Source organism: Streptomyces sp. NPDC050842 (assembly GCF_044456565.1).
Classification (GTDB): Bacteria; Actinomycetota; Actinomycetes; order Streptomycetales; family Streptomycetaceae; genus Streptomyces.
Window position 1 is genome coordinate 244,919 of the sequence record NZ_JBITGA010000009.1, and the last position, 22,921, is coordinate 267,839.

Here is a 22,921-nt window from a genome sequence, read left to right on the forward strand (position 1 = left end):
GGTGGCTCCGCGGACGGACTCAGCCGAAGCTGGAGGCGCTCGCGGAGGAGGAGGCGGTGCTCGTCGGGCACGAGGCCGTCGAGGCGGTGCCGGCGGTCGCCCAGGTGCCGAGGGCGACGCCCTCCTTCAGGGGCTCGAGACCGAGCGCGTCCGAGGCCAGCTCGTCGGCGGACAGGTCCAGTTCGAGGTCGTCGAAGTCCTGCATTCGAGGAATCCTTTCTGCTCTGCGTGGGGCTGGTGCGTGGGGCTGGTGCGTGGCGACCGGGTCAGCCGATCGTCGACGCGGACGACGCGGTGGCCGCGGACGTACCGGGGCAGGACGCGGTCGAAGCGGATCCGGCGCAGAAGAAGCAGCCGAGGGCGTTGCCCTCCGGAAGCTCCTCGATCGCCAGCTCGTCACCGTCGATGACGTAGAGCTCGAGGTTGTTCTCCATGGTGTTCACCTCCTTCCGGTGTGCGGTGCGGACGGCCGGACGGGCCGGCCGGGGGCTGCGGATCACCCGTAGGTGGACGCGCTGCTGACGGACGACGCGGACGTCGCCGGGCAGGACGCGGTCGAGGCGGATCCGGCGGACGCCCAGCTCGCGAGGGCGTTGCCCTCGGGCAGCTCCTCGATCGCCAGTTCCTCGGCGTCGACGGCGTACAGCTCGATGTCCTCCATGCGAGGCACCTCCTCAGGTGTCGTGCGGTGGGTGGTGCTCCCGCACCCGGTCGGGGCGGGAAGTCTCAGGGGGCCGGCGGCAGGCCCAGGGCCAGCGCGAAGATCTGCTGGCGGCTCGTTCCGTCGCTGAGCAGCGGGCCGCGGACGGCCGCCGGGATGAAGCCGGCGAAGACACTGCCGACCAGGCCGTGGGCGACGCCGTCCAGCCACATCGCGTACGCGGCGGAGCCGGCGCGGGTGAGCAGCAGCCGGTAGCCGTGCCCGCCGTGGCGGTGGGCCGCGGCATCCAGCGGCACTCCGATCGAGACGATCGCGGCGGCGTCGGAGAACTCCGGCTGCAGCGTCAGTCCGTAGCGGGCCGCTCCGGTGGGGAGTTCCATCACCGGGGTGAAGGTGGACGCCTCGGCGTCGAAGCGGTGGACGGCGGGGGTGACACCGGTCAACCGGTGGGCGACGACGGTGAGTTCGAGCGGGCAGTCCGTCTCGGCCTCGTCGTTCTCGTCGTCCTGCAGGGCTCGGGTCATGATGCCGGCCAGCAGTCCGGCGGGCAGGGGCTCCGGGGAGAAGCCGCGCAGCGAGCGCCGGTTCTCCAGGGTGGTCAGGAGGTCGTGGGGCACGCTCCGGTGCGTGTACGGGGCGACCGTCACGGCCGGTCCGAGCGCCGCCGGGTCCGGTGCGTGCGGCCGGCGTTCGGCGAGTGCCGTGGTCCCGGCGGCGCCGGGCTGCTCGCGGAAGGACGCCAGCATGTCCATGGCCAGTTCGTGCGGGGCGCTCACGGGGCTCCTCCCAGGTCGACGAGGGTGGTGACCGGTTCCAGGTCGGGGTCGATCCCCAGGGCCGCGGCGACCGCGAGGTCGTCCCAGCGGGTGCGGATCGCGAACGGCAGGTCCAGCGCGGTCGCCGCGGCGCGGAGCGTGGCGGTGGCGCAGCCGGCGTCGAGCAGGACGATCCGCAGGGCGAACGCCGCGTACTTCTTGGCGACCTTGGTGAAGTCGCCGGTGAGGACGACCGTCAGCGGTGCCTCGCCGGAGACGGCACGGGGGTCGGCGGCGAGTCTGGCCAGCCGGTGCTCGGACGCCACGTAGCCGTAGACGCCGGGATCGAGGCCGGGGACGTCGCGGACCACGAGGTGGGCGACGACGGAGCCGATGTTGCCGCCGCTCGCCGTCCACCGCTGCACGCGGCCGGGCAGCAGGGCCCTGCGGCCCGCGGTGACGGCGAGGAGCAGTGCGGCGGTCCGGTCGTCGAGGACGGCGGGCGCCGGGGAGCGCAGGGACTCCAGCGGGGGTGCCGGGAGGGGCACGGCCGCCGCGACGGGCCAGGTCTTCTCGTCGTTCTGCAAGGCGATGTTCGAGGGCTTGTAGTGGGCCTGGTGGGCCTTGCCGTCGGCGTACTCCCGGGGCGGGAAGGCGATCGCCGCCTCGTAGCGCGCGGCGAGCGGCGGGGCGACCGGGTCGCCCGGTGCCGCCGAGCAGTGGGGGCAGCCGGGCCGGGTGGCGGCCGAGCGGCGCTGCTGGGAGAGGTCCGCCAGGTCGACGGTGCGCCACTGGGACGGCAGGGGGCTGGGCGTGCTCCGTGAGAGCAGCGCGAACAGGTCCCGGACGAAGAGCGCGGCGGCCAGTTCGGCGTCACCGGGCAGCGGGGGCCGGTCGTCCGCCGGGTCCTCCGCGGTGCGGCAGGCGAGACAGGGCGTGAAGGCGAGGTCGACGTACGGGCCGAGGTGGGCGGTGCGACCGGTGAGCGCGAGACGGATCAGCGGTACGCCGGCCCGGGCGCAGGAGGCGGCGAGCGCCGCGGAGGCGGCCGGGTCCGGTCCGGCGGCGACCGCGAAGGTGGTGCCGGGTGCCGGCGCGGTACTGCCGCCTGTGCGGGTGTCCACGAGGGAGTCGGCGAGGTGGCGGCGGGTGGCGGCGGCCAGGGGGCCGGTGCCGAACACCTCGACCCGGGCCCGGGCCAGCCGGTCCAGGGCCTCCTCCCAGGCGTGGTTGGCCCCGGTGGAGTCGCCGATGCGGGAGAGGAAGTCGGCGAGGTCCTCGGGCACCGCCGCCGCCCGGGAGGCCGCCGCCGGGGACGCGGCCTCCTCGATCAGGCCGCAGGTCCAGAGGAGGGAGAGGGCCTTGAAGACGGTGCCGGCCGGGATTCCCAGGGCCTCGGCGACGTCTTCGTGGCCGCGGCTGCCGTCGAGCAGCGGGAGCAGCCGGGGCAGCAGTTCCCGGGCGGCGGCGCCGCGCAGCAGCTGCTTCTTGGGGGTGCCTTCGACGACGAGGGCCTCGGACGTGTGGTGCAGGGAGAGCCCGCGCCGGAGCCTGGGCCGCGCCGGGACGTGGAACTGCGGGTCGTTCAGGGCGGCCGAGGCCATGGCTTCGGCGGTGATCACAGAGTGGTCCGGCATCGAGGCCTCCTTTCCGGTTCGGGACGTACGAGGTGCGCGGGACGTACGAGGTGGGCGGGACGTACGGGATGCGGTACGGGTTCGGGCACGGGGATCGGGGTCACCGGCCCGGGAGGCCCGGGAGGGCCGCGAGCTCCGCCGCGATCGCCTCGAACCGCTCCAGGCGGCTCTCGGGCGTGCGGGCGGGCCGGCAGCGGCCGCACCGGTCGACGGCCACGACCGCCGAGGTGGACGTGGCGCCCTCCACGACCCCGAAGATCCGCACGGTGGCGCCGATGCCCTCCGCCGCGCCCGGCTCGCCGGGTTCGGCCAGGGCCTCGCGCACCGCCTGGTCCGCGAGGCCCACGGCGATGGCGACGTGGTGCGGGGCGTGTCCGGAGACCGGCGGCGCGGTGGTCCCGTCGCCCCGGGTCCGGTCCGCCGTCGGGGCGGTGTGCTGTGCGCGGCGGCGGGTGTAGCAGCGGTGGCACGCGGTGCGGCCGGGGACGACCACCGGTCCGCACCGCAGGTCGAGGGGGCCCGCCTGGACGGGGAACCAGGGCCGCTTCCAGGCGTGGGCGCTGGCGTCCACCATGTCGGCCAGCACCTCCCGGCCCTCTCCCGTGGCCAGCACGATCAGATCGCTGTCGGGCCACAGGCTGGGGTGGGTGCCCTGGTTCACGTCGAGCACGGTCGACCCGGCGTGGCGTGCGGCCAGCCCTTCGGCGACGGCCGCGCCGAACGCTCCCGCGGCGAGGATCAGCAGGCGCGGATCGGTCATCTTCGGACTCCTCGTCGGACGTTCACGGCGGGTGGAACGGTCGGGTATCAGGCGAAGGGCTGGGGGTGCGGGTTGATGTCGGCCTCGCCCCGTACCGGGTGGCCCATGGCGGCGGGTGCCGCGTAGAGCCGGGGGTGCGCCAGGTAGCGGGCCCTGTGCACGAAGGACAGCGGCATGAGCTGGGGAACGAGCATCCGTACGACGGTGGCTCCGACCTGCTCGGCCTCGTCGGTGGTGAGGTCGACGGCGACGACCTCGCAGCCCGCGGTGTGCAGGCGGTCCAGCAGCCAGGCCAGGGCCGGCAGCGGCTCCTCGGACGGGGCCCGGGGAAGGTCGCGCAGCCCGTGCACCGGGCGTTCGCCCTCCAGCAGGAAGTCGAAGCGGTGCCGCTGGGACAGCGGGCCGGACAGCAGGGCGCCGTCGACGACGCTGACGATGTCCTCCTCCGCCGCGGGCGCCGTGGAGTCCTTCTCGGCGGCCCGCGCCATGTGGCGGAGCGCGATCCGGAGGGAGGACGCCTCGCGGTAGAGCTTGGCGATCCCCTTGCCGGGGTCCAGTTCCGCGGTCGCCGCGACGAGCTGGGCGATGACCCGGTCGTCGTCGGCGAGCTGCACCCCGTAGATCACCGGGATGCCGAGGTCGGTCGTCGCGTCGTAGAGCCGGGTCCGCAGCCGTTCGCTGCTGCCCCGCTCCACGAAGGCCCGGAACTCCGGGGCCAGTTCGGCCGGGTCGAACTCCAGCCGGGGAAGCCGCAGCCGCTGGAGCCAGGTCAGGGCGATGGCGTCGCGTTCGACGATCTCCAGGATGCCGTTGACGACGGCGGCGGCCGGATCGGAGTGCGCGGCGCAGCCGGTCGAGACCGGGTGGACGTAGCGCTCCGCCCGGGACTCCACCGGGTTCTTCAGCCAGACCTGCATGGCCGGCACGTACACCGGGCGGTTGCGGGTGAAGGACCAGCCGCGGACCCAGCGCATCGGACCGTCGGGGTCGGTGGGGACGAGACCGCTCCGGGGGTCGGCCAGTTCGGCCGGCGAGCACCGGGGCCAGCGGTCGCTGGGGATGGCGTCCTCGCCGAGTTCGGCGGCGGTCGCCCACACGATCTGCTCGGGGTCCCGGGCACAGGAGGAGTACCGTTCCAGCGATTCGGCGACCGCGAGGTGCGCGGCGCGCTCCGGATCGAGGTCACCGCCGGCTCCGTCGAAGTTCCCGGAGCTGGGGTTGTGCTCCCAGCCGGTCTGCTCGCTGAGCACTTCGCCGGGGTTGCCGAGCGAGGCCGTGAAGATCGGGAAGTCGGGTTCGCCCTCGGCGACGGGGAGCCGGGTCACCCGGTTCACCAGGCCGTAGGAGGAGGCCAGTCGACCGATGCGGAGGAGCGAGTCGGGTATCGGGGGATGCTCCGGCCCGGCGCTGTCACCGCTCGCGGCGGCCGCGGCCCCGGCCTTGGTCCCGGTCATCGTGTACGGCGTCATCATCCACGCTCCGTGTCCCAGCGGAACGTCCGTGCCGCGAGGGCCGTGAGCCCCGCGGCCGTCGCCGCCATCACTGTCCAGTCGAGCCACAGGGCGTGGCGGGTGATCCCGCCGACCACGTCGTGGCGCAGGGCGTCTCCGAACATCGCCAGCGGGGTCCAGGAGAGCGGCCCGGCCACCGAGTCGGGGAGGAGTTCGAGGGGGAACAGCAGTCCGGTGCTCATCAGCAGCACCGGGGTGAGCAGCCCGGAGATCGCGTTGGTCACCTCGGGTGAGGAGAGCAGTCCGCCGAGCAGGTAGCCCAGGGCGAGCAGCATGACCAGGCCGATGGCCGTGGTCAGCAGCAGCCGCAGCATCGAGGCCGGCTCCAGGAGTCCGCCGACGACGGCGCCCGTTCCCATCAGGGCCAGCACGGCGAGTGCCAGCAGGGCTCGGCCCGGGAGGAGCGAGAGCAGGACGGCGGACCGCCGGGCCGGTGTCGTCGACAGCAGCCGCAGGGTGCCGCTGGCCCGCATCGAGACGAGGGCGGAGGCGGTACCGGTCAGGGCGAGCGACAGCAGCGCGAAGGCGAGGACGCCGGGGATCACGAAGGCCATGGGGTCGAAGAGCGCGGATCCGTCGCTGCCGACGGCCGTGACCTCCCAGCCCTGCCAGCCGGTGTCGTCCAGCGCGGCGCGCACGGCGGCGACCACCGAGGGCTGGTCCGGGTCGACGGCCATCCGCAGGGTGCGGGAGGCCGCGTCGGGGACGATGACCGCCGCCTTGCCCGGCTGTGGGCCGGCTTCGGCGACGGCGACGGCGGTGCTGCCGCCGCCGAGCGCCTCCTGGAGGGCGGTCGCCTGGGTGGCGGGGCCGACGACGGCGAGGTCGAACGGCCCCCGTACCCAGGTGAGTTGCATGAGGACGACGAAGAACACCGCCATCAGCAGCGGGAAGACCACGGTGAAGAAGAGCGCCGCGGGATCGCGCAGGAGCTGTCTGGTCATGGCCCGGGAGAGCGCCTTCCACTGGCGCGTCGTCGACACGGGTGGTGCGCCGAGGCCGATGTGGGTCATCGCTTCTCCTCCTGTTCCGATGCCGGCTCCGATGCCGGTTCCAGCGAGGTGCCGGTGAGGCGGAGGAACACGTCCTCCAAGGTCGCGGGGCGCGGCCGGACGTCGGCCGCGGAGTCGAGCCCGGTGATCCACGCGGCGGTGGCGTGCGGATCGTCCGCCGTCACCTCGAACCGCGTACGGCCCGAGCGACCGGCCGACTCGACAGCTGTCACGGCGTCTCCGTGACGTGCGCGCACCCGGTCGGCGAGATCGGCCCGTCCGGTCCGTACGGAGACGACGCCGCCCGGTGCGTGCCGGGCGATCAGCTCCGCCGGGGAGCCGGCCGCGACCATCCGTCCTTCGTGCATGACGGCGAGCCGGTCGCACATCTCCTCGGCCTCGGCCATGGCGTGGGTCGTGAGCAGGAAGGTGGTGCCGCCGGCCTGGGCCCTGCGGATCAGGTCCCAGACGGCGTGCCGGGCGTGCGGGTCGAGGCCGGTGGTGGGTTCGTCGAGGACGACGACGGGAGTGTCGCCGACCAGCGCCGTGGCGAGCAGCAGCCTCTGCTGCTGACCGCCGGAGAGCCGGGCGGAGCGTGCCCCTGCCTTCTCGGCCAGGCCGATCTCGTCGAGCAGGGCGTCCACGTCCCGGGGCGCCGGGTACAGCGCGGCCCAGGTCTCCAGGGTCTCCCGCACCTTCAGCCTCGGGAAGAGGCTGGCCTGTTGGGGCTGGAGGGCGAGGGAGGCGCGCAGGATGTCGGTCCGTGCGAGCGCGTCCTCACCGAGGATGCGGACCTGACCCGCATCGGGCCTGCGCAGTCCCGCGATGGCCGAGATGGTGCTGGTCTTGCCGGCTCCGTTACGACCGAGGAGACCGAAGATCTCCCCCGGAGCGACGGAGAAGGAAATCCCCGCCACCGCCTCGATGTCCGCGTATCTCACCCGTAGGTCGACGACTTCGAGAACGCTTTCCGAACTTCCCCGGAATTCCGTGACACTCGGGAGCTGACTTGTCATGACCATCTCTGCTCTCGCCCTCTGGATCAGCAGTCGTGGAAAGGGGCGGGAACTACTGCCAGCCGTTGACCGGCTTGCAGTGCGGGACCGGAACCGGGTGCGGCATGTGCGGCAGGCTCGGCAGGCCGGCCTGGATCTCGCAGATCAGGTCGCTGACCTCCGGCGGCACCGACCCGGGCCACTGCGGCCCGCCGTGCAGCCCGGCATCCTGGCCGACGCTCTGCCCCTCACTCTGCTCGGCGGCAGCCGCGCTGCCCGCCGCCACAGTGAATCCGGCGATCGTCAGAGCCAGACACGCAGCCGCTGAAGTGATTCGAATCCGCACTGTTTCCCCCTGGGTTCCGCTTCCGTGTTCCCTCTGCGTTTCCGCTGAGAAAGACAATGCCAGCGGGGCAGGGGTCACTCCACGGCATGCGGTGTCAGCTTGCTGCAGACGCCCTTGCAGCAAGCTGACGGCCGAAGAAGACCCCCGCCCCGAACGCCGTCAAAGGGCACCCCACGACCGCACTGCGGCCGCCGGCGGCAACAGGGGCGACCTCCGCAACCCCTATCCGCTAGGCTGTCAGCGGTCAGTGCGCCTTCGTAGCTCAGGGGATAGAGCACCGCTCTCCTAAAGCGGGTGTCGCAGGTTCGAATCCTGCCGGGGGCACAGTGAAGTAGCAGGCCGGAGGCCCTGTCGTCCTGATGGACGGCAGGGCCTCCGGTCGTTGCTTCGTCGCTTTGTTCGCGCCTCGGGGGGACGAGAGCTCATGAGCACGCTGCCGTACGTCGACGAGCACACCGTCATCGTCGAGGCCGGGGCCGCAGAGGCGTGGCGGCGGATGCGGGACGGGGTGGAGCGTTCGCTGTCGCAGCGGGGGCTCGGGGCGTACGCGCGGCTCGTGCGGGCCGAGCCGCGGGTGGCGAGTGGGCCTCGGCCGGTGGTCGAGGGGGCCGCGTATCCCGGGTTCCGGGTGGTCCGGGTCGTGCCGGGGCGGGAGCTGGCCCTTGAGGGGCGGCACCGGTTCTCCGCGTACTCGCTGGTCTTCCGGATCGAGGAGCTCACGGACGGCCGGGCGCGGCTGCGGGCCGAGAGCCGGGCCGCCTTTCCCGGGGTCGCCGGGCGGCTCTACCGGCTCCTCGTCATCGGCAGCGGCGGGCACGCCTTCGGGATGCGGCGGATGCTCGCCTCGTTCATGGCTCTTTAGCGGAGTTCCTCCGGGCAGGGCGTGCCCCGGGACAGTTCGTACGGGGCACCCAGGCGGTAGACGCCCGCCTTCGGGGCGACCAGTTCGGTCCACTCGTCGCCCTCCGCGTCCGCCTCCGCCTTGAACAGGCAGCCCTCCTCGTTGGCGAAGACCTTCGGGAGCTCCGTCTCCGACTCCTCGCGGGCCAGCTTCGAGGCCTCGGTCTCCTGCGGCGCCTCGATCTTGCCGCCGTTCTCGTCGATGAGCGCGAGCCACGGCGAGTACGGGACGCGGATCTGGACCCGGCCCGGGCTGCCCACCCGGATCACGACCTCGTTCTCCTCCGCGCTCAGCACCCGCGCGGGCGCGGACGCGAGCGGCGTCGGGTTCTCGACCTCGTACAGCCGCCAGTTCTCGTCCGACCAGATCTGCTTCAGGTACGGCAGGCCGTCGCCGACCAGCTCCGCCTCCTGCTCCGCGCCCGAGTCGGGGGCGCCGGTGGGCAGGACCACGTAGTGGACGGCCCAGCGGTGGAGCCAGTCCTCGTAGTTCACGGCGTTCAGGGTGTCGTCGTAGAAGAGCGGGTTGCGCTCCATGTCGGCCTGGCGGTTCCAGCCCCTCGCCAGGTTGATGTACGGGCTGAGCGCGGAGGACTCGCGGTGGCTGGAGGCCGGCACGACCTCGACCCGCGCCTTGCCCGCGTCCCGCACCTGGAGCTGGTTGACCAGCGGGGCGAGCTCGCGCGCCCAGGAGGCGTCCGGGGCGGTGCGGATGACGTCGTCGACGCCCTTGAAGCCGATCCAGAAGTTCAGCCCGACGAAGGCGAGCACCAGCGCGTACCAGCGGCGCGAGCGCGGCGCCGTGTACGGCAGGGCGGCGAGCAGCACCACACCCGCGAAGAGCATCGGGAGCCGCGAGATGTTCGAGCCGATCTGCGAGTCGATCAGCCAGGTCAGGAGCGTGCCGACCGTGTAGACGGCCGCGGCGGTGCGGACCGTCCGCCAGTCCCCGGGGACCAGCACGAAGACCAGGACGCCGAAGAGCAGGGGGAGTGCCGTCGAGGCGAACGCCATCGGCTGCGTACCGGAGAAGGGGAAGAGCCAGGAGGAGAGGGCGACGACCACGACCGGGGCGAGGCCGAGGGCGTACGCGCCCGGGCGCCGCTTGTTGAGGAAGAGCGCCGCCGCCGCGACCCCGAGGAACAGCCCGGCGACCGGGCTGCACGCGGTCGCGAGACCGGCGAGCGGGGCGGCGACCGCGGCCTTCGCCCAGCGCTTGCGGCGCCAGCGGTGCGGCCAGCAGAAGACGGCGGCGACCGCGCCGAGCGCGAACATCATGCCGAGGCCGAAGGTCACCCGCCCCGACATGGCGTTGCAGAGGAAGGCGAAGACGCCCGCGAGCGAGCAGGCCATCGGATTGCGGACCGCGGGCACCCGCACCAGGATCAGCGCGGTCAGCGCGGCCGACAGCGTCCCGGCGACCATCATCGTGCTGCGGACGCCGAGCAGCGACATCAGGTACGGCGAGACGACGCTGTACGAGACCGGGTGCATCCCGCCGTACCAGGCGAGGTTGTACGCGGAGTCCGGGTGCCGTCCGACGAACTCGGCCCACGCGTCCTGCGCGGCCAGGTCCCCACCGCTGTTCGCGAAGAAGAAGAACCAGAGGATGTGCGTGACGGCCGCGACCCCGGTGGCCGCCATGACCGTGTAGCGGCGCTTCCGCCGGCGGGGCGGCGGGGACGCGGGGGCGGATGCGGGGGCGGATGCGGGGGCGGATGCGGGGGCGGATGCGGGTGGTGCCGCCTCGGGCTCCGGGGCGGGCCGCTGGGACGGGAGCACTATTCGCGAACGGGAAGAGGCCGGCGATTCGCGGGCGGAATCGGTGCGGGCTGCTTCTCGGGTCGCTCCTCGGTCGGCTTCATCGGTGTGGTCCTCGCCGTCGGCGTGGTCGGCGCGGTCCGCGCGTGTCGGCTCAGCGGTGGTCACTGCTGCCCTCTCCCGTGCTGCCCGTACCGTCTCGCTTCTCGTCCCCCGGAAACGCTAACAGCCGGGCGCCCCGGAGGTCCGGGGCGCCCGGCCGAGCGGGTGGCGGCTCAGCCCACGCGCGTGAGCTTCTTGTCGAAGCCCGGCTCCACCAGATCCGCCTGGAGGGCGACCGGCGCGCTGACCTTGCCCACGCCCGTACCGATGGACACCTGGCCGACGATGTCGCCCGCCTTGCCGGCGTGCGGCACGGCCTTGCCGCCGTTCGTGAGCGACAGCTTCACCTGGAGGCCCGGCCAGCCGATGGCCTTGAGCTCCTTGGTGGCCACGACCGGCGTCCGGCCGCCGAGCCCGTCGTCGATGTGTCCGAGCACCTGGCCCTTGCCGACGACGACCGCGGAGGTGACGTCCTTCTGGGCCTGCTGAATGATCTTCAGGCTGTTGTCGATGGCGAGCTGGAGCTTCTCGCCGAGCTGGTCCGCGTCCTTCGCGCCCATCACGATGCCGAGGATGCGGCGGGTCTCACCGTCCACGACGGTGTTCGCCGACCAGAGCAGATTGCCGCCCGCCGGGGTGGAGGAGCCGGTCTTGATGCCGCTCACGCCCGGCTCGAGCAGGATGTTGTTGTTGTTCTCGATCCGGCCGGGGATGCCGTCGACCGTCACGTTCGGCATGTTCACGATCTCGCGGAACACGTCGTACTGCATGACCGCCTTCGCCAGCTTCAGCTGGTCCTGCGGGGTCGACACGGTGCTGTCGAGCAGACCGGACGGGTCGGTGTACGTGGACTGGGTCATGCCCAGGTCCTTCGCGGCGGCGTTCATCTTCTCGACGAACGCGGCCTCCGAACCGGCGTCCCAGCGGGCCAGCAGCCGGGCCACGTTGTTCGCGGACGGGATCATGAGGAGCTCCAGGAGCTCCTTCTCCGTGTAGGTCTGGCCCTCCTGGACCGCCGCCGTCGACTCGTGCTCGGCCTTGCCCTGCTCGGCGGCCTTCTTGTCGATCTCGATCTCGGGGCCCTTCTGGCTCCCCTTGAGCGGGTGGTCGCGGAGGATCACGTACGCCGTCATCGTCTTCGTGACGCTCGCGATCGGGGCCGGCTTCTGCGGGCCGTACAGGCCCATGGAGCCGACGCCCTCGACCTCGACGGCGCCCTGGCCCTCGGTGGGCCACGGCATCTTCAGCTCGCCGCCCTCGAAGGTGAAGGTCGGCGAGGCGGAGAGCGTCAGGGCGGGCGCGGGCAGCGGCCGGACCATCTGCACGATCGCAAAGACGATCAGCAGGAGCACGACCAGCGGCGTCCAGATCCGCACCCGGCGCGCGGTCGTCCGCAGGGCGTTCGGCTTCGGCGGCGGGGTGTTCGTCAGCTCCGCGAGCAGGTCCAGCGGAGGCAGCGGCGGAAGCGGCTGCTGCCGGGTCCGCTCCGCCTCGACGAGAGACGCGGGCGGTACGGGGGCGGGGGCGGGCTCCGCGGCCACGGGGGCCGCCGGGGCCGTGGGGGACCCGGTCGCGGCCTCGGGGGCGGGCACGGGCGCCTTGGGGGGCATCGGGGCCGCCTGGGCCGCCTGGGCCTCCTCGGCCTTCCGCTCGGCGGGGATGTCCGCGCGCAGCGGCACGAAGGTGCTCGTGCGCTCGCTGTCGGAATCCTCGCGCAGGCCGGGCGGGAGCTTCAGCGCGGTCGTCGGCTGGTCCACGGCGGGCGCCACGGGCGGACGGACGATCTTGAACATGGCGGTCGGCTGATCGACCGGCTCGTCGTCGACCGGTTCGGCGTCGGCCGGCTCGGCGGAAGTCGGCTTGCCGGAAGTCGGCTCGTCGGAAGCCGGCTCGTCGGAAGTCGGCTCGTCGGAAGTCGGCTCGTCTTCGGCCGCGGGCTTCTCGGCCTCGCTGGGCTTCCGCGCCGCGAACCAGGACTCGGCGGGCGCCGTGTCCTCGACGGGCTCGTCGACGGCCTCGTCGGTGGACTCCTCGCCGGCGCTCTCGTCGACGTTCTCGTCAGCCGGCGCGTCGGACTCGCCGTCCTCCGGCTCCGGCTCCGGGTCCGACTCCGGCTCGGTCTCGACGGCGTCCTCGGGCTCAGAGACGCTCTCGGACTCGGGCTCGGGCTTGGAGTCGCCGTCGTCCGCCGAGGCGACCCACGCCGCCACAGCCGCCTTCAGGCGCTCGCTCTCGGGCTCATCCGTGGACGGGGACGCGGCCGGCTTCGGGGACTCGGCCCGCTTCGGTGCGTCGTCCTCCGACGTCCGGGGAGCCAGCGTCTTGAACACGGCCGTCGGCTGATCCACCTGAACCGCCGACTGCGACGGCGACTGCGACGGCGACTGCGAGGCCGCGGACGACTCTGACTCACGGAGTACGGAAAGCCGAGGATCCCGGCCGCCGCCGCCCGAGGCCGCCGTCTGTTCCGACGACCCCTGCTGCTCCGCCTTGTCGGGGGACTCGCCCGCCACCGTGCCTCCTCCATGCGTCATGCGTACGTCCGAACCGTCTACCAGTGTCCTGTGTGAACCCCTTGGCTCCCGTGCTAGACGAGAACGACATACCTACTGGTTCCCGGATGAACCACCCAGGCACTCTCGACAGATGAATGTGAGAGGGGTCACCCTGTCATTCATCCACGCGGGGAGGCATGGATGGGCAGGAGCCGCAGAAATATTCCGGAGGAGCTTCTGCTGCTCGCTCTGGACCCGACCACGGGTACCACAGCGCAGCCGCAGTCGCTCGACCTCGGCCTGGCCGGAGCACAGCTAGTGGAGCTGGCTCTGGCAGGACGGATAGCCCCAGACGGGGATCGTATCGCCGTGGTGATGCCACGGCCGACCGGAGATCCGACCTTGGACTCCGCACTGGAGCTGCTGCGCAGGCGTGGCAGCCCGGTTCGGGCCGTCCATTGGATCGGCGGACCCCGACTGGGGCTCCGTCAGACGTATCTCTCGCATCTGGAGCGATGCGGCATGGTGCATGCCGTGGAGGGCCAGATGTGCGGGGTGTTGCCGACGACTCGCTACCAGGCGACGGACACGGCGATCAGCAGGGAGATCCGTTCCCGGCTGGACAATGCGATCCGCACCGGCGTACCGCCGGACCCGCGGACCGCGGCGCTTGCCGCACTGGCCCACGCGGTCGGTCTCGGGAAGCACCTGTACCCCGGCAACGAAGGACGGTCGTCGCGGTCCCGGCTGCGCGATCTGATCCGGCACGACCCGATGGGCGGCCTCGTGGCACACGCCGTGATGGACGTCCAGAACGGTGCGGCGGCACAGCCGCGCCGTGCGCCCACCGCGGGCGTACCGGCGCAGCCACGCGGCACCATGGCCCGCGCGGCGGCTCACTGAGCCGACGCGCAAGGAACCGAGAAGGACCCCACCCGGGAGCCGCACAGGTGTGCGGGGCGGTCGTGACGACCGCCCCGCACACGTACGTTGTGCCGGTTTCCCAGCGCGTACCCGGCCTTTGGTGGCAGTCTGCCAAGCAGTAGATACTCACAGCTACGCAGGCAGACAGCAGCCGGAGGTGCAGTTTCCGTGGCGTCCAACGTCAACCCCACTGTCAGGCGGCGCCGCTTGGGCCAGGAGCTGCGCAAGCTCCGGGAAGCGAAGAACATGACGGCCGAGCAGGTCGCCGAGCGCCTTCTCGTCTCCCAGTCCAAGATCAGCCGTCTCGAGAACGGCCGTCGCTCCATCAGCCAGCGCGACGTGCGCGACCTCTGCGGGGTGTACGAGGTCGAGGACGAGCGCATGGTCGACTCGCTCATGCAAATGGCGAAGGACTCGCGCCAGCAGGGCTGGTGGCACGCCTTCGGCGACATCCCGTACAGCGTCTACATCGGCCTGGAGACGGACGCGGCGTCGCTGCGCGTGTACGAGTCGCTCATCGTTCCCGGTCTCCTGCAGACGCGTGAGTACGCGCAGGCGGTGATCGAGGGGATGTGGCCGGAGGCCACCCCCAGCGAGATCGACCGGCGCATCCAGATCCGGTTGAAGCGCCAGGACCGCCTGTCCGATCCGGTCAGCCCGCTGCGGTTCTGGGCCGTCATCGACGAGGCCCTGCTGCGCCGCGTCGTCGGCAATCCCCAGACCATGGCGGATCAGCTGAGGCATCTCGCCCAGTTGAGCGAGAAGCCGCACGTCACGCTCCAGGTGCTGCCGTACGGCGTCGGCGCCCACCCCGGGATGTACGGGAAGTTCGCCATCCTGGAGTTCCAGGAGGCGACGGACGCCAGCGTCGTCTACCTGGAGGGCGTCACCAGCGACCTCTATCTGGAGAAGGCCAACGACGTCCAGAGCTATGCGGTGATGTACGAGCACCTCAGGGCGAAGGCGCTGAGTGCCGAGCAGTCCCGGGAGTTCATCCTCCGCGTGGCCAAGGAGCTGGAGTCGGACTAGCGGGGGCCGGCCGGGACCCGCGAGGGGCCGGCAGGGACCATTGGGATCCGCGGGGCCGGGCACGATACACCGCCGGCGCCCCGGCGCAAAGATTTCAATGGAATATGCCATCCGGATGGGTGAACGCGTCTCACCGCCGGTGATGTTGCAGCGTAGCGTCGAAGGCAGAGCCGCTGCCGCAGCGGCTGGATCGCGCATCACCACCCACCCCACTGGCACAACCATCGGAGTCACGATGCTGTTTCGGCACGACGCGCTGACGGAATGGACCAAGTCCTCGTACTCGGCCGTCAATGGCGACTGCGTAGAGGTCAAGGCTCACGGGCACCTCCTGGTCCGCGTTCGGGACTCGAAGGACGTCGCCCGCTCAAGCCTCGGCTTCTCCGCCGAGACCTGGTCGGAGTTCGTCCTCGACGTCAGCGAGCGCGACCGCCCCGGCGTCTGACGCCCGCGCCACACCGCACCACCAGGAACGCCCTCTCGACTGGATCGCCGTCCCGGCCGAGGGGGCTGGTTGCTGTCCGGGGGTCCTGTATCCCCCAGCCGACTGGTCGACTGGCGGCTAGCCGACGAGACCGCGCGTCCTGACCGTGACCGGGTCGTCCACCCCCAGCACCCGCTCGCACAGCGGCAGGTTCTGCCGGGCCAGGGCCTGCGCCTCGGCCGTCTCACCCGCCGCCGCCAAGGCCTCGGCCAGGCCGGTGCGGTTGGTGAGGAGATACGGGTGCTCCCGCCCGAGCGCTTGCTCCTGCCCCGAGACGACCCGGCGTCCGAGTACGAGGGACTCCTCGACCTGTCCGAGTTCGCCGAGGATCCAACTCAGCAGGACGGCCGCGGAGAGGGCGAGCGCGTGGTCGGGGCCGTGCACGAGCTCGCGGCCCGCCAGCGCCCTACGGGCCTCCCCTTCCGCCTCCGCCGCGCGGCCGAGGCGATGCAGGCCGAAGGCGTAGTTGTGGCGGGCCGTGACGGTGGTGAAGGAGTCGTTGCCCAGGTGTTCCTCGCAGGCGGCGACGATCTCCGGCGCCACCCTGCCGAACTCGTCGACGGCTTCGTCGATCGCGAGGCCTTCGATGAGCAGCGCACGCGTATGAAGCGTGTCCGGGTGGTACGCGCCGAGGACTCGCGAGCGGATCTCAGCCGTCTCCCGCAGGGTGGCCAAGCGCTCCTCGGTCCGGCTTAGTTGGCCGAGCGGTTCGTGAATGTCCTGCCGGCTCTCCAGCGTCTCCGCGTGCTCGGGCCCCAGCACCCTTTCCCGGGCGTCGAGTACCCGGCGGTGCAGCGCTTCCGACTCCTCGAAGCGGCCCAACCGGAACAACGACATGGCCGCGCGGTGCTCCGCGCGGAGCGTCGCCGGATCATCGGCTTCCAGCCACTGACCGGCCGTCTCCCCGGCGGCTTGCGCCAGAGTCAACGCGGCCCGGAAGTCACCGCCCTCGAAGAGGCGCGCGGCGAGACGCGTACCGAGGGCCACCGCGTGGCCGGCACTGCCCGCTTCCTCCACGCGTCCGAGCAGGCTCGCCGCATGGGGCACCAGGTGGCCCACGGGGTACGCGTCCTGCGCCCGGACACGGGCTTCAGGGGCGGCGGCCTGGAGCAGCGTCGCGGCGGCCGTGGCGAGCAGCGCCCGCTGATCCTTCGGGACGGTGGCGGCGACGCTGTCCAGGACCACACCGTGGGTCTTGACGCACCGCACCGCCTCGCCGGCGACGTCGAGGCTCACGAGCGAGACGAGCGAGTGGTCCAGAAGACCCCGCAGGGCCGCCTCGACGCGTAGACCGGTCAACGGCGGGTCCAGGGCGCCGAGTTCTGTCGCCGTCACGGCCGCGGGGCGAATCAGGGACAGGGGCACCGGGTCGGAGCTCCAGCAGGACAACAGCCTCAGCAGCGAGACGCATTCCGGGACGCCGTCGTCCGCGAGGGCGGCGAGCGAGATCTCCCACGTCCGGCCCACCAGTTGCCGGGCGTTTCTCTCGGCGTTGCCCGGGTTCGCTCCCTGGTCGATCAGTTCCGTCGGGTTGTCGTCCAGGTGGCGGCTGTAGTCGCTCATGGACCAGCTCTCCAGGAGTTGTCGTGACAGGAAGGACCCGGCCAGCGTGAGCGCGAGAGGGAGACAGTCGAGTCTGCGCGCCACGGTCTCCGCGTCCTCGGTCGATCCCGCTTCCGGCGCGAGGTCACGCAGGACCAGAGCGGCGTCCTCGATCGGCAGTACTCCCAAGTGGTGCAGGCGCGCTCCTTGCCATACCGGGGAGCCGGCCTGCCGTGTGGTGACGATGACCGTGCCCTGCGGACTCTGCCGCAGCCAACTGCCTTCCCCCAGCGCGGCCGGATCATCCGCGTTGTCGAGGACGAGGAGCCACGGTTCCGAGGAACAGTGGAGGTAGTGCCAGACGAGGTCGGCCGACGCGCGCTGTCCTCCATGGGCCGCGGCCAGCTCGCCGGCCTCGGCGCCGCGGTCCGCGGCGACGGCCAGCATTCCCGCCCGGAGCGTGGAGCGCTCGGAGGCGTTGACCCACAGGCCTATGCGCCGGCCCCCGCGCGTCACCTCGTTGAAGACGGCCTGCGCGACCGCCGTCTTGCCGCAGCCGCCGAGCCCGTGGAGGACGTGCACTCCCCCGGTCTCGTCCCCGGCCGCCGTCAGGAGATCCCGCGTGAGCTCCCGGCGGTCTCGCAACACCACCGGGGTCCGCCCGACGAGCGGCATGCGCACCGAGTCCGGTGCGGGCGGACCCGACCCCCCTCTGCTCTGCGGTATCTGGACGACGGTTCGCCCCACGGACGGACCGAAGAGGGACGGAGCGTCGTGTGAGGGGTAGTGGTGGTGGTGCTCGGTCACGTACTGATCGCCCTGTGCCTGGTAGACGCGGCCGTGGCCCGACGCCCTGCCCTGCACCGCCGGCTCGGTGTCCCGCTCGGGCCCGTTCACCGCTCGGTGATGTGCTGGTCGCGACCCGCCTGGTAGACGCGGCCGCCGCCTGTCGCCTCGGCCCGCAGCTTGACCGTCACGGCGCCGGTGTCCTGCGGCCGGGGGTCCAGCTCACCGAGGATCCGGCGCAACTCGTCGGCGACCTCGGGCTGCTCGCGGAGGAGGCGCCGCAGCCGGCCCACCCATTCCTCGCGCAGCTCCTGTTCGGTCAGGTCGTCCCCGTCCTCCCTGGCCGCCAGCAGGTCGTCCCGGGTCGCCTCGAGTTCCCCTTCCACGCCGTCGGCCCTGGCCGGGCTGACGCGCTGCCACAACGCCACGACCCCGTCTCGCGTCCGCTCCCAGGCGTCCGTGGCCATGAGTGTGACCACGGCGGTGCCTGCGACCCGCGCGAGTTCCACCATCTGTGCTTCCATCAACGCCCCCATGCCCAGCCAATGCAGCGGCAGTCGTTCCGGCCGAACATCCACAATATGTGCGGCTCTTGAGACTGTCAGGGGAAGGGGGAAGGGGGGGAGGGGAAGGGGAAGGGGAAGCCTCCCCCTGGCGGGGATACGGGACGACTCGGTCAGCGCAGTTCGTCCACGTACCGGTCGGTCCCCGGAATCGTCGGGATGAACGGCGCTACGAGTTCCACCCGGCACCCGTCTCCCCCGGCGCCCGCGAGGGTCTCCAGGTCGGCGAAGTGTTCCGTCCAGCACGCGCGCGGGTCCCGCTCCAGGAACCAGAGCAGGGTCAGCCGGGTGTCGACGCCCTCCACCTGCTTCACGTACGTCATCCGGTCGCCGGGCAGCGGGGTCGGTCGGAAGACCGTCACCATCGCCGCCGGCGAGCCGGCCAGCCGCCGGGGCAGCTCCCGCGAGCGCAGCCGGTCGAGGAGCGCGGCCCGGGCCTCGGGGCCCTCGGTGTCGACGACCTGGAGGATCAGGCCCTGGTAGGGGTGGTCGAGGGCGTGGAAGTCGCGCGGGCCGCCCGCTCCGTCGCGGTACACGGTCGCCTCGTGGTCCTGGAACGCCGTGAAGACGTGCGTACGGTCCTGGTGGACGCGGGCGTCGCGGTTGAGCCGCTTGTTGATGGCGACGGTCCACTTCATGTGCTCGTCGTAGCGGCCGTCGGTGATCCAGTACGTGGAGAGGTAACACCCCGCGGTGACGGGCTGCGCGACGGCGGACTTCTCCGGCCGACGCAGCTCCTGGAGCTCACGCGTGGCGACCCAGCGCCGCCCCGCGTACATCCAGGGCATGGCCATGGCTCCAGCGATGTAGTGATCGTCTTCGTACCATCGGTTGTACGCGTACTCGTGGCCCGGGTGCGGTTCGACCATCGTGATCAGGGCGTGGCCGGGGCGCACGCCGTACGGGCCGACGGCGGCCAGCTCCGCATACGCATCGCTCGTGTCGCTCGTATCGCTCACTCGCGTATCCCTTCCCAAGTCGGTGACGGAGACCTACTCTGACGGACCGTCAGATGCTTGGCCAGGGTCGAGGAGGGTCCGGATGCTGCTCCAGGGGAAGACGGTCGTCGTGTCGGGGGTCGGGGCCGGGCTAGGTCATCGGATCGCCGAGACGGTGGTGCGGGACGGTGGCAACGCGGCGCTCGGCGCACGCACCGAGGCGAACCTCGCCAAGTGCGCCGCCGAGATCGACCCGGAGGGGCGCCGTACCGCGTACCGGGCCACGGACATCACCGACGAGGAGCAGTGCGCGGCCCTCGTCTCCCTCGCCGTCGAGCGGTTCGGCGGGGTCGACGCGGTCGTCCATGTCGCCGCCTGGGACTCCTACTTCGGCGGCCTTGAGGACGCCGACTTCGCGACGTGGCAGGCCGTGCTCGACGTCAATCTGCTCGGTACGCTGCGGATGACCCGGGCCTGCCTGCCGGCGCTCAAGGAGCGTGGCGGCTCCGTGGTCCTCATCGGTACGCAGTCGGCGATCGCCGCCCCCACGCAGGTGCGGCAGGCGGCGTACGCGGCCTCGAAGGGGGCGCTGACCTCGGCGATGTACTCCCTCGCGCACGAGCTGGGGCCGCACCGGATCCGGGTCAACACCGTGCTGCCGGGGTGGATGTGGGGGCCGCCTGTCCAGGCGTACGTGCGGTTCGCCGCCGACTCCGAGGGAGTGCCGGAGGCGGAGGTCCTGGCCCGGCTCACCGAGCGGATGGCACTGCCGGAGCTGGCGACGGACGGGGACGTGGCGGAGGCCGCGGCCTTCCTCGCCTCGGACCGCGCGCGGGCCATCACGGGCCAGTCCCTGCTGGTCAACGCCGGGGAGTTGATGCGCTGACACCGGCCGGGAGGCCCGTTCGCCACCCCTCCATAAATTCATAGATATGAACAAGGGTCAGTGAACAGAACGATTTTACTGTCCCTTGACCCTCCATTGCATTGTCCCCGCCTTGTGACTCGCCACACGATGAACGGCGTTCACAAGGCGGACCGGACCCCTTGGAGGGGGCTCAATGAACAGTCTCGACTGGACCGTGCTCATCGGCTACTTCGGCGTGATGGTCGCGATCGGCGTCTGGTCCCACAAGCGCGTGGACAACGTCTCCGACTTCTTCACCGCCGGCGGCAAGATGCCCTGGTGGCTCTCCGGCATCTCCCACCACATGTCCGGCTACAGCGCCGTCATGTTCACCGGGTACGCCGGCATCGCCTACACCTACGGCGTCACCTCGTACGTCACCTGGTCCTTCCCCATCGCCATCGGCATAGCCATCGGCGCCCACCTCTTCGCGCCCCGCCTCAACCGGCTCCGCTCCCGGCTCCACGTGGCCTCCCCGCTGGAATACCTGAAGAACCGGTACAACCTCCCCACCCAGCAGGCGCTCGCCTGGTCCGGCGTCCTCCTGAAGATCGTCGACGTCGGCGCCAAGTGGGCCGCCATCGCCACCCTGCTCTCCGTCTTCACCGGGATCTCCCTCAACGAGGGCATCCTCATCACCGGTGTCATCACCGGCATCTACTGCACGGTCGGCGGCCTGTGGGCCGACGCCCTCACCGAACTCGGCCAGTTCGTCATCCAGTTCTTCGCCGGCATCGCCATGCTCGTCGCCGTCCTCGCCAAGCTCGGCGGGATCAGCGCGCTGTGGGACGTCTGGGACCGGCCCGAGCTCCAGGGGCACACGGCGCCCACCGCAGGCCCGTACACGCTGACCTTCCTCCTCGCGTACCTCTTCATCAAGACCTTCGAGTACAGCGGCGGCATGTGGAACCAGGCCCAGCGCTACATGGCCACCCCCAACGCCCGCGAGGCCACCCGCTCCGGCCGGCTCTCCGCCGTCCTGTGGTTCGTCTGGCCGCTCGTCCTCTTCTTCCCCATGTGGGTCGCGCCGCTGCTCGTCGACCCGAAGAAGCCCGACGCCTCCGACAGCTACGCCCTGATGACCGAGCAACTGCTCCCGCACGGACTGCTCGGCCTGGTCATCGTCGGCTTCTTCTCCCACACGATGGCCATGTGCTCCTCCGACGCCAACGCCATCGCGGCCGTCTTCACCCGGGACATCGCCCCCGTCCTCAGCAAGGCCGCGCGGAGCTGGACCCAGCAGGCCGGGCTGCTCGCCGCGCGCTGGTCGACGATCGCCTTCCTCGCCCTGTCGATGGCGGTCGCCACCCAGGTCAACTCCCCCACCTTCAAGGACATCATCACCGTCGTCATCAAGTGGGTGGCCGGCCTGATGGGCCCGATCGCCATCCCGTTCATGCTGGGCCTGCTGAAGACCTTCCGGAAGTCCGGGCCGACCGCGGCCCTCGTCTCCTGGGCGGCCGGGCTCTTCGTCTTCTGGCTCACCAACTACGGCCTCGACGGCATCGAGCTCCAGATCCAGATCGTCTCGCCGCTCGCCACCTCCCTCGTCCTGTACGTCCTCATCGGCTTCGTCAAGCCGGAGGACACCCCGGAGCGGGACGCGCTCCTGCACCGGATCGGCACGGATCCGGACGGGGACGAGGACGGGGCGGGAGCCGCTTCCGTACCGGCGCAGGGCGGGCCCGAGCGGGCCGCGGATCAGCCCCTCGGGTAGCGGGCCAGCCAGCCCGGGGAGGCCTCCGTGGCGGAGTGCAGGGCGGCGCCCTGCGTCATCTCCATCGAGAAGTCGTCCGCCAGCTCAAGGACCGTCGCACGGCCCTCCAGTTCGGCCAGCCAGGCCGGCGGGAGGGCCGTCTCGCCGTGCAGGGCGCCGAGCAGCGCGCCGGTGAGCGCCCCCGTGACCGACGAGGGCCCGTCGTGGTTCACGGCCAGCCGCAGCCCGTGCCGGACGTCCTCGCCGACCAGGGCGCAGTAGACGGCCGCCGCCAGCTGCCCCTCGGCCCGGTCCTCGTCCGCCCCGAGACCGGCCACCCGCTCCGCGTCCGGCACCCCTTCCCGTACGGCTCCGAGGGCCCCCGTGAGGGCCTCGGTCACCGGCTCGTGGCCGGGGCGCTCCGCGACCTGCTCCACGGCCGAGGCCACCGCCGCCTCGACGGAGGCGCCGCGCGCGAGACCGTGCACCGTGACCGCGAGGGCGCCCGCCGCGAGGGTGGCCGCCGGGGCGCCGTGCGTCTGCGCCGCGCACTCCACCGCGAGCTGGCAGACGAGCTGCGGCTCCCAGCCGACGAGGAGCCCGAAGGGCGCCGAGCGGACGAGCGCACCGGAGTCGGCGGCCTCCGGGTTCTTGGGCTTGTCGAGGGTGCCGAGGAGCTCGTCGCCGAGGCCGGTGAGGCAGGCGCGGGGCGGGTTGCGGCGGGCGTAGAGCCACTCCTCGTGGGCGAGCCAGCCGTTGTCCTTGCGGCGCTCGTCGGGGCCCCAGTCGCGCTGCGTGGCGGCCCAGCGCAGGTGCGCCCGGTGGACGTCGGTCGGCGGGTGCCAGGCGCCGGTGTCGCGGCGGACCTGCGCGCGGATGAGGCCGTCGACGGTGAACAGGCTCATCTGGGTGGCGGCGGTGACGGCGCCGCGCCGTCCGTACGCGGGGACGGGCTCGGTCAGTCCGTCAGGTCCGTGGGCCTCCCGCGTCTCCGCGAGGGTCAGGCCGTCGGCCCCGGCGCCCAGCGCGTCGCCGACGGCTCCGCCGAGGAGACAGCCCCTGACGCGGGCCCGGAAGTCCTGCTGTTCGGCGCGGCCCCACACGGCTGCGGCTGTCGTGGCCACGACGTGCCCTCCC

At 72.1% G+C, this 22,921-nt stretch carries 22 protein-coding genes, 1 tRNA gene and 1 pseudogene; 7 read left to right on the plus strand and 17 right to left on the minus strand.

What is annotated here, in order from left to right:
• Window positions 1–19: 19 nt before the first annotated feature.
• From ACIBG6_RS29105 to ACIBG6_RS29150, 10 genes are all read right to left on the minus strand, one after another.
• On the minus strand, window positions 20–205 hold the full coding sequence (locus tag ACIBG6_RS29105; protein ID WP_260615470.1) for a thiocillin family RiPP: 186 nt from the start codon (window positions 203–205) through the stop codon (window positions 20–22).
• 61 nt (window positions 206–266) lie between these two features.
• Window positions 267–434, minus strand: a complete 168-nt coding sequence (locus tag ACIBG6_RS29110) for a thiocillin family RiPP (RefSeq protein WP_141302866.1) — start codon at window positions 432–434, stop codon at window positions 267–269.
• A gap of 62 nt (window positions 435–496) precedes the next feature.
• Complete coding sequence (locus tag ACIBG6_RS29115) at window positions 497–661, minus strand: thiocillin family RiPP (RefSeq protein WP_107105427.1); 165 nt, start codon at window positions 659–661, stop codon at window positions 497–499.
• 65 nt (window positions 662–726) lie between these two features.
• Entirely contained in the window at window positions 727–1,437 is a 711-nt protein-coding gene (locus ACIBG6_RS29120) for a hypothetical protein (protein ID WP_399225629.1), read from the minus strand.
• On the minus strand, window positions 1,434–3,053 hold the full coding sequence (locus tag ACIBG6_RS29125) for a tpaE (RefSeq protein ID WP_399225631.1): 1,620 nt from the start codon (window positions 3,051–3,053) through the stop codon (window positions 1,434–1,436). Before ACIBG6_RS29125 ends, ACIBG6_RS29120 begins: the two co-directional genes overlap by 4 nt.
• Before the next feature lie 100 nt (window positions 3,054–3,153).
• Window positions 3,154–3,813 carry a TOMM precursor leader peptide-binding protein gene (locus tag ACIBG6_RS29130; RefSeq protein WP_399225632.1) on the minus strand — a complete coding sequence of 220 codons (660 nt, stop codon included), beginning with the start codon at window positions 3,811–3,813 and terminating at the stop codon, window positions 3,154–3,156.
• Between the two features lie 47 nt (window positions 3,814–3,860).
• Window positions 3,861–5,285 (minus strand): YcaO-like family protein, encoded by a 1,425-nt coding sequence (locus tag ACIBG6_RS29135; protein ID WP_399225634.1) that lies wholly within the window; start codon window positions 5,283–5,285, stop codon window positions 3,861–3,863.
• Window positions 5,282–6,337 (minus strand): ABC transporter permease, encoded by a 1,056-nt coding sequence (locus tag ACIBG6_RS29140; RefSeq protein WP_399225635.1) that lies wholly within the window; start codon window positions 6,335–6,337, stop codon window positions 5,282–5,284. Before ACIBG6_RS29140 ends, ACIBG6_RS29135 begins: the two co-directional genes overlap by 4 nt.
• Window positions 6,334–7,257 (minus strand): ABC transporter ATP-binding protein, encoded by a 924-nt coding sequence (locus tag ACIBG6_RS29145; RefSeq protein WP_399225637.1) that lies wholly within the window; start codon window positions 7,255–7,257, stop codon window positions 6,334–6,336. The genes ACIBG6_RS29140 and ACIBG6_RS29145 overlap by 4 nt, the downstream gene beginning before the upstream one ends.
• 127 nt (window positions 7,258–7,384) lie before the next feature.
• On the minus strand, window positions 7,385–7,597 hold the full coding sequence (locus tag ACIBG6_RS29150; RefSeq protein ID WP_399225638.1) for a hypothetical protein: 213 nt from the start codon (window positions 7,595–7,597) through the stop codon (window positions 7,385–7,387).
• A gap of 311 nt (window positions 7,598–7,908) precedes the next feature.
• Here ACIBG6_RS29150 and ACIBG6_RS29155 point away from each other — a divergent pair.
• A tRNA-Arg gene (locus ACIBG6_RS29155) sits at window positions 7,909–7,981 on the plus strand.
• A gap of 100 nt (window positions 7,982–8,081) precedes the next feature.
• Window positions 8,082–8,519: a hypothetical protein gene (locus ACIBG6_RS29160; RefSeq protein WP_399225639.1), complete on the plus strand. Its 438-nt coding sequence runs from the start codon at window positions 8,082–8,084 to the stop codon at window positions 8,517–8,519.
• Here ACIBG6_RS29160 and ACIBG6_RS29165 read toward each other — a convergent pair.
• The 3 genes and pseudogenes from ACIBG6_RS29165 to ACIBG6_RS29175 form a co-directional block, all read right to left on the minus strand.
• Window positions 8,516–10,201 carry an MFS transporter gene (locus ACIBG6_RS29165; RefSeq protein ID WP_399225785.1) on the minus strand — a complete coding sequence of 562 codons (1,686 nt, stop codon included), beginning with the start codon at window positions 10,199–10,201 and terminating at the stop codon, window positions 8,516–8,518. The two genes, ACIBG6_RS29160 and ACIBG6_RS29165, sit on opposite strands and share 4 nt — an antisense overlap.
• A 392-nt stretch (window positions 10,202–10,593) precedes the next feature.
• Window positions 10,594–12,213 (minus strand): D-alanyl-D-alanine carboxypeptidase family protein, encoded by a 1,620-nt coding sequence (locus tag ACIBG6_RS29170; protein WP_399225786.1) that lies wholly within the window; start codon window positions 12,211–12,213, stop codon window positions 10,594–10,596.
• A gap of 88 nt (window positions 12,214–12,301) precedes the next feature.
• Window positions 12,302–12,394 (minus strand): annotated as a pseudogene (locus tag ACIBG6_RS29175) (hypothetical protein); the annotation flags it as partial.
• Window positions 12,395–13,116: 722 nt separating this feature from the next.
• On the opposite strand from ACIBG6_RS29175, the gene ACIBG6_RS29180 reads away from it, so the two are divergent.
• The 3 genes from ACIBG6_RS29180 to ACIBG6_RS29190 all read left to right on the plus strand — a co-directional run bounded on the left by ACIBG6_RS29180 (window position 13,117) and on the right by ACIBG6_RS29190 (window position 15,313).
• On the plus strand, window positions 13,117–13,818 hold the full coding sequence (locus ACIBG6_RS29180; RefSeq protein WP_399225640.1) for a GPP34 family phosphoprotein: 702 nt from the start codon (window positions 13,117–13,119) through the stop codon (window positions 13,816–13,818).
• Between the two features lie 189 nt (window positions 13,819–14,007).
• Window positions 14,008–14,868, plus strand: coding sequence for a helix-turn-helix domain-containing protein (locus ACIBG6_RS29185; RefSeq protein ID WP_399225641.1), 861 nt, complete (start codon window positions 14,008–14,010; stop codon window positions 14,866–14,868).
• Between the two features lie 235 nt (window positions 14,869–15,103).
• Window positions 15,104–15,313, plus strand: a complete 210-nt coding sequence (locus tag ACIBG6_RS29190; RefSeq protein ID WP_399225643.1) for a DUF397 domain-containing protein — start codon at window positions 15,104–15,106, stop codon at window positions 15,311–15,313.
• A gap of 117 nt (window positions 15,314–15,430) precedes the next feature.
• Here the strand turns inward: ACIBG6_RS29190 and ACIBG6_RS29195 are convergent, their stop codons facing one another.
• From ACIBG6_RS29195 to ACIBG6_RS29205, 3 genes are all read right to left on the minus strand, one after another.
• Entirely contained in the window at window positions 15,431–17,791 is a 2,361-nt protein-coding gene (locus ACIBG6_RS29195; RefSeq protein WP_399225645.1) for a tetratricopeptide repeat protein, read from the minus strand.
• A complete protein-coding gene (locus ACIBG6_RS29200; RefSeq protein ID WP_399225647.1) occupies window positions 17,788–18,204 on the minus strand; it encodes a hypothetical protein in 417 nt (138 codons plus the stop codon). Before ACIBG6_RS29200 ends, ACIBG6_RS29195 begins: the two co-directional genes overlap by 4 nt.
• Before the next feature lie 152 nt (window positions 18,205–18,356).
• Window positions 18,357–19,202: a hypothetical protein gene (locus ACIBG6_RS29205; protein WP_399225649.1), complete on the minus strand. Its 846-nt coding sequence runs from the start codon at window positions 19,200–19,202 to the stop codon at window positions 18,357–18,359.
• Between the two features lie 82 nt (window positions 19,203–19,284).
• Here ACIBG6_RS29205 and ACIBG6_RS29210 point away from each other — a divergent pair, with 82 nt between their 5' ends.
• Together ACIBG6_RS29210 and ACIBG6_RS29215 are read left to right on the plus strand one after the other, a co-directional pair.
• Window positions 19,285–20,067: an SDR family oxidoreductase gene (locus ACIBG6_RS29210; protein ID WP_399225650.1), complete on the plus strand. Its 783-nt coding sequence runs from the start codon at window positions 19,285–19,287 to the stop codon at window positions 20,065–20,067.
• Between the two features lie 175 nt (window positions 20,068–20,242).
• The gene (locus ACIBG6_RS29215) at window positions 20,243–21,805 is read left to right on the plus strand and encodes a sodium:solute symporter family protein (protein ID WP_399225651.1); all 1,563 of its coding nucleotides are present in this window, start codon (window positions 20,243–20,245) and stop codon (window positions 21,803–21,805) included.
• Here the strand turns inward: ACIBG6_RS29215 and ACIBG6_RS29220 are convergent.
• A complete protein-coding gene (locus tag ACIBG6_RS29220; protein WP_399225652.1) occupies window positions 21,790–22,908 on the minus strand; it encodes an ADP-ribosylglycohydrolase family protein in 1,119 nt (372 codons plus the stop codon). The two genes, ACIBG6_RS29215 and ACIBG6_RS29220, sit on opposite strands and share 16 nt — an antisense overlap.
• Between the last annotated feature and the right edge of the window lie 13 nt (window positions 22,909–22,921).

Excerpts from the sequence above, each read along its gene's own strand:
- ACIBG6_RS29105 (WP_260615470.1), bottom strand. The coding sequence starts at position 205 with ATGCAGGACTTCGACGACCTCGAACTGGACCTGTCCGCCGACGAGCTG.
- ACIBG6_RS29110 (WP_141302866.1), bottom strand. The coding sequence starts at position 434 with ATGGAGAACAACCTCGAGCTCTACGTCATCGACGGTGACGAGCTGGCG.
- ACIBG6_RS29115 (WP_107105427.1), bottom strand. The coding sequence starts at position 661 with ATGGAGGACATCGAGCTGTACGCCGTCGACGCCGAGGAACTGGCGATC.
- ACIBG6_RS29125 (WP_399225631.1), bottom strand. The coding sequence starts at position 3,053 with ATGCCGGACCACTCTGTGATCACCGCCGAAGCCATGGCCTCGGCCGCC.
- ACIBG6_RS29130 (WP_399225632.1), bottom strand. The coding sequence starts at position 3,813 with ATGACCGATCCGCGCCTGCTGATCCTCGCCGCGGGAGCGTTCGGCGCG.
- ACIBG6_RS29135 (WP_399225634.1), bottom strand. The coding sequence starts at position 5,285 with ATGATGACGCCGTACACGATGACCGGGACCAAGGCCGGGGCCGCGGCC.
- ACIBG6_RS29140 (WP_399225635.1), bottom strand. The coding sequence starts at position 6,337 with ATGACCCACATCGGCCTCGGCGCACCACCCGTGTCGACGACGCGCCAG.
- ACIBG6_RS29160 (WP_399225639.1), top strand. The coding sequence starts at position 8,082 with ATGAGCACGCTGCCGTACGTCGACGAGCACACCGTCATCGTCGAGGCC.
- ACIBG6_RS29165 (WP_399225785.1), bottom strand. The coding sequence starts at position 10,201 with ATGGCGGCCACCGGGGTCGCGGCCGTCACGCACATCCTCTGGTTCTTC.
- ACIBG6_RS29170 (WP_399225786.1), bottom strand. The coding sequence starts at position 12,213 with ATGTTCAAGATCGTCCGTCCGCCCGTGGCGCCCGCCGTGGACCAGCCG.
- ACIBG6_RS29180 (WP_399225640.1), top strand. The coding sequence starts at position 13,117 with ATGGGCAGGAGCCGCAGAAATATTCCGGAGGAGCTTCTGCTGCTCGCT.
- ACIBG6_RS29190 (WP_399225643.1), top strand. The coding sequence starts at position 15,104 with ATGCTGTTTCGGCACGACGCGCTGACGGAATGGACCAAGTCCTCGTAC.
- ACIBG6_RS29200 (WP_399225647.1), bottom strand. The coding sequence starts at position 18,204 with ATGGAAGCACAGATGGTGGAACTCGCGCGGGTCGCAGGCACCGCCGTG.
- ACIBG6_RS29210 (WP_399225650.1), top strand. The coding sequence starts at position 19,285 with ATGCTGCTCCAGGGGAAGACGGTCGTCGTGTCGGGGGTCGGGGCCGGG.
- ACIBG6_RS29215 (WP_399225651.1), top strand. The coding sequence starts at position 20,243 with ATGAACAGTCTCGACTGGACCGTGCTCATCGGCTACTTCGGCGTGATG.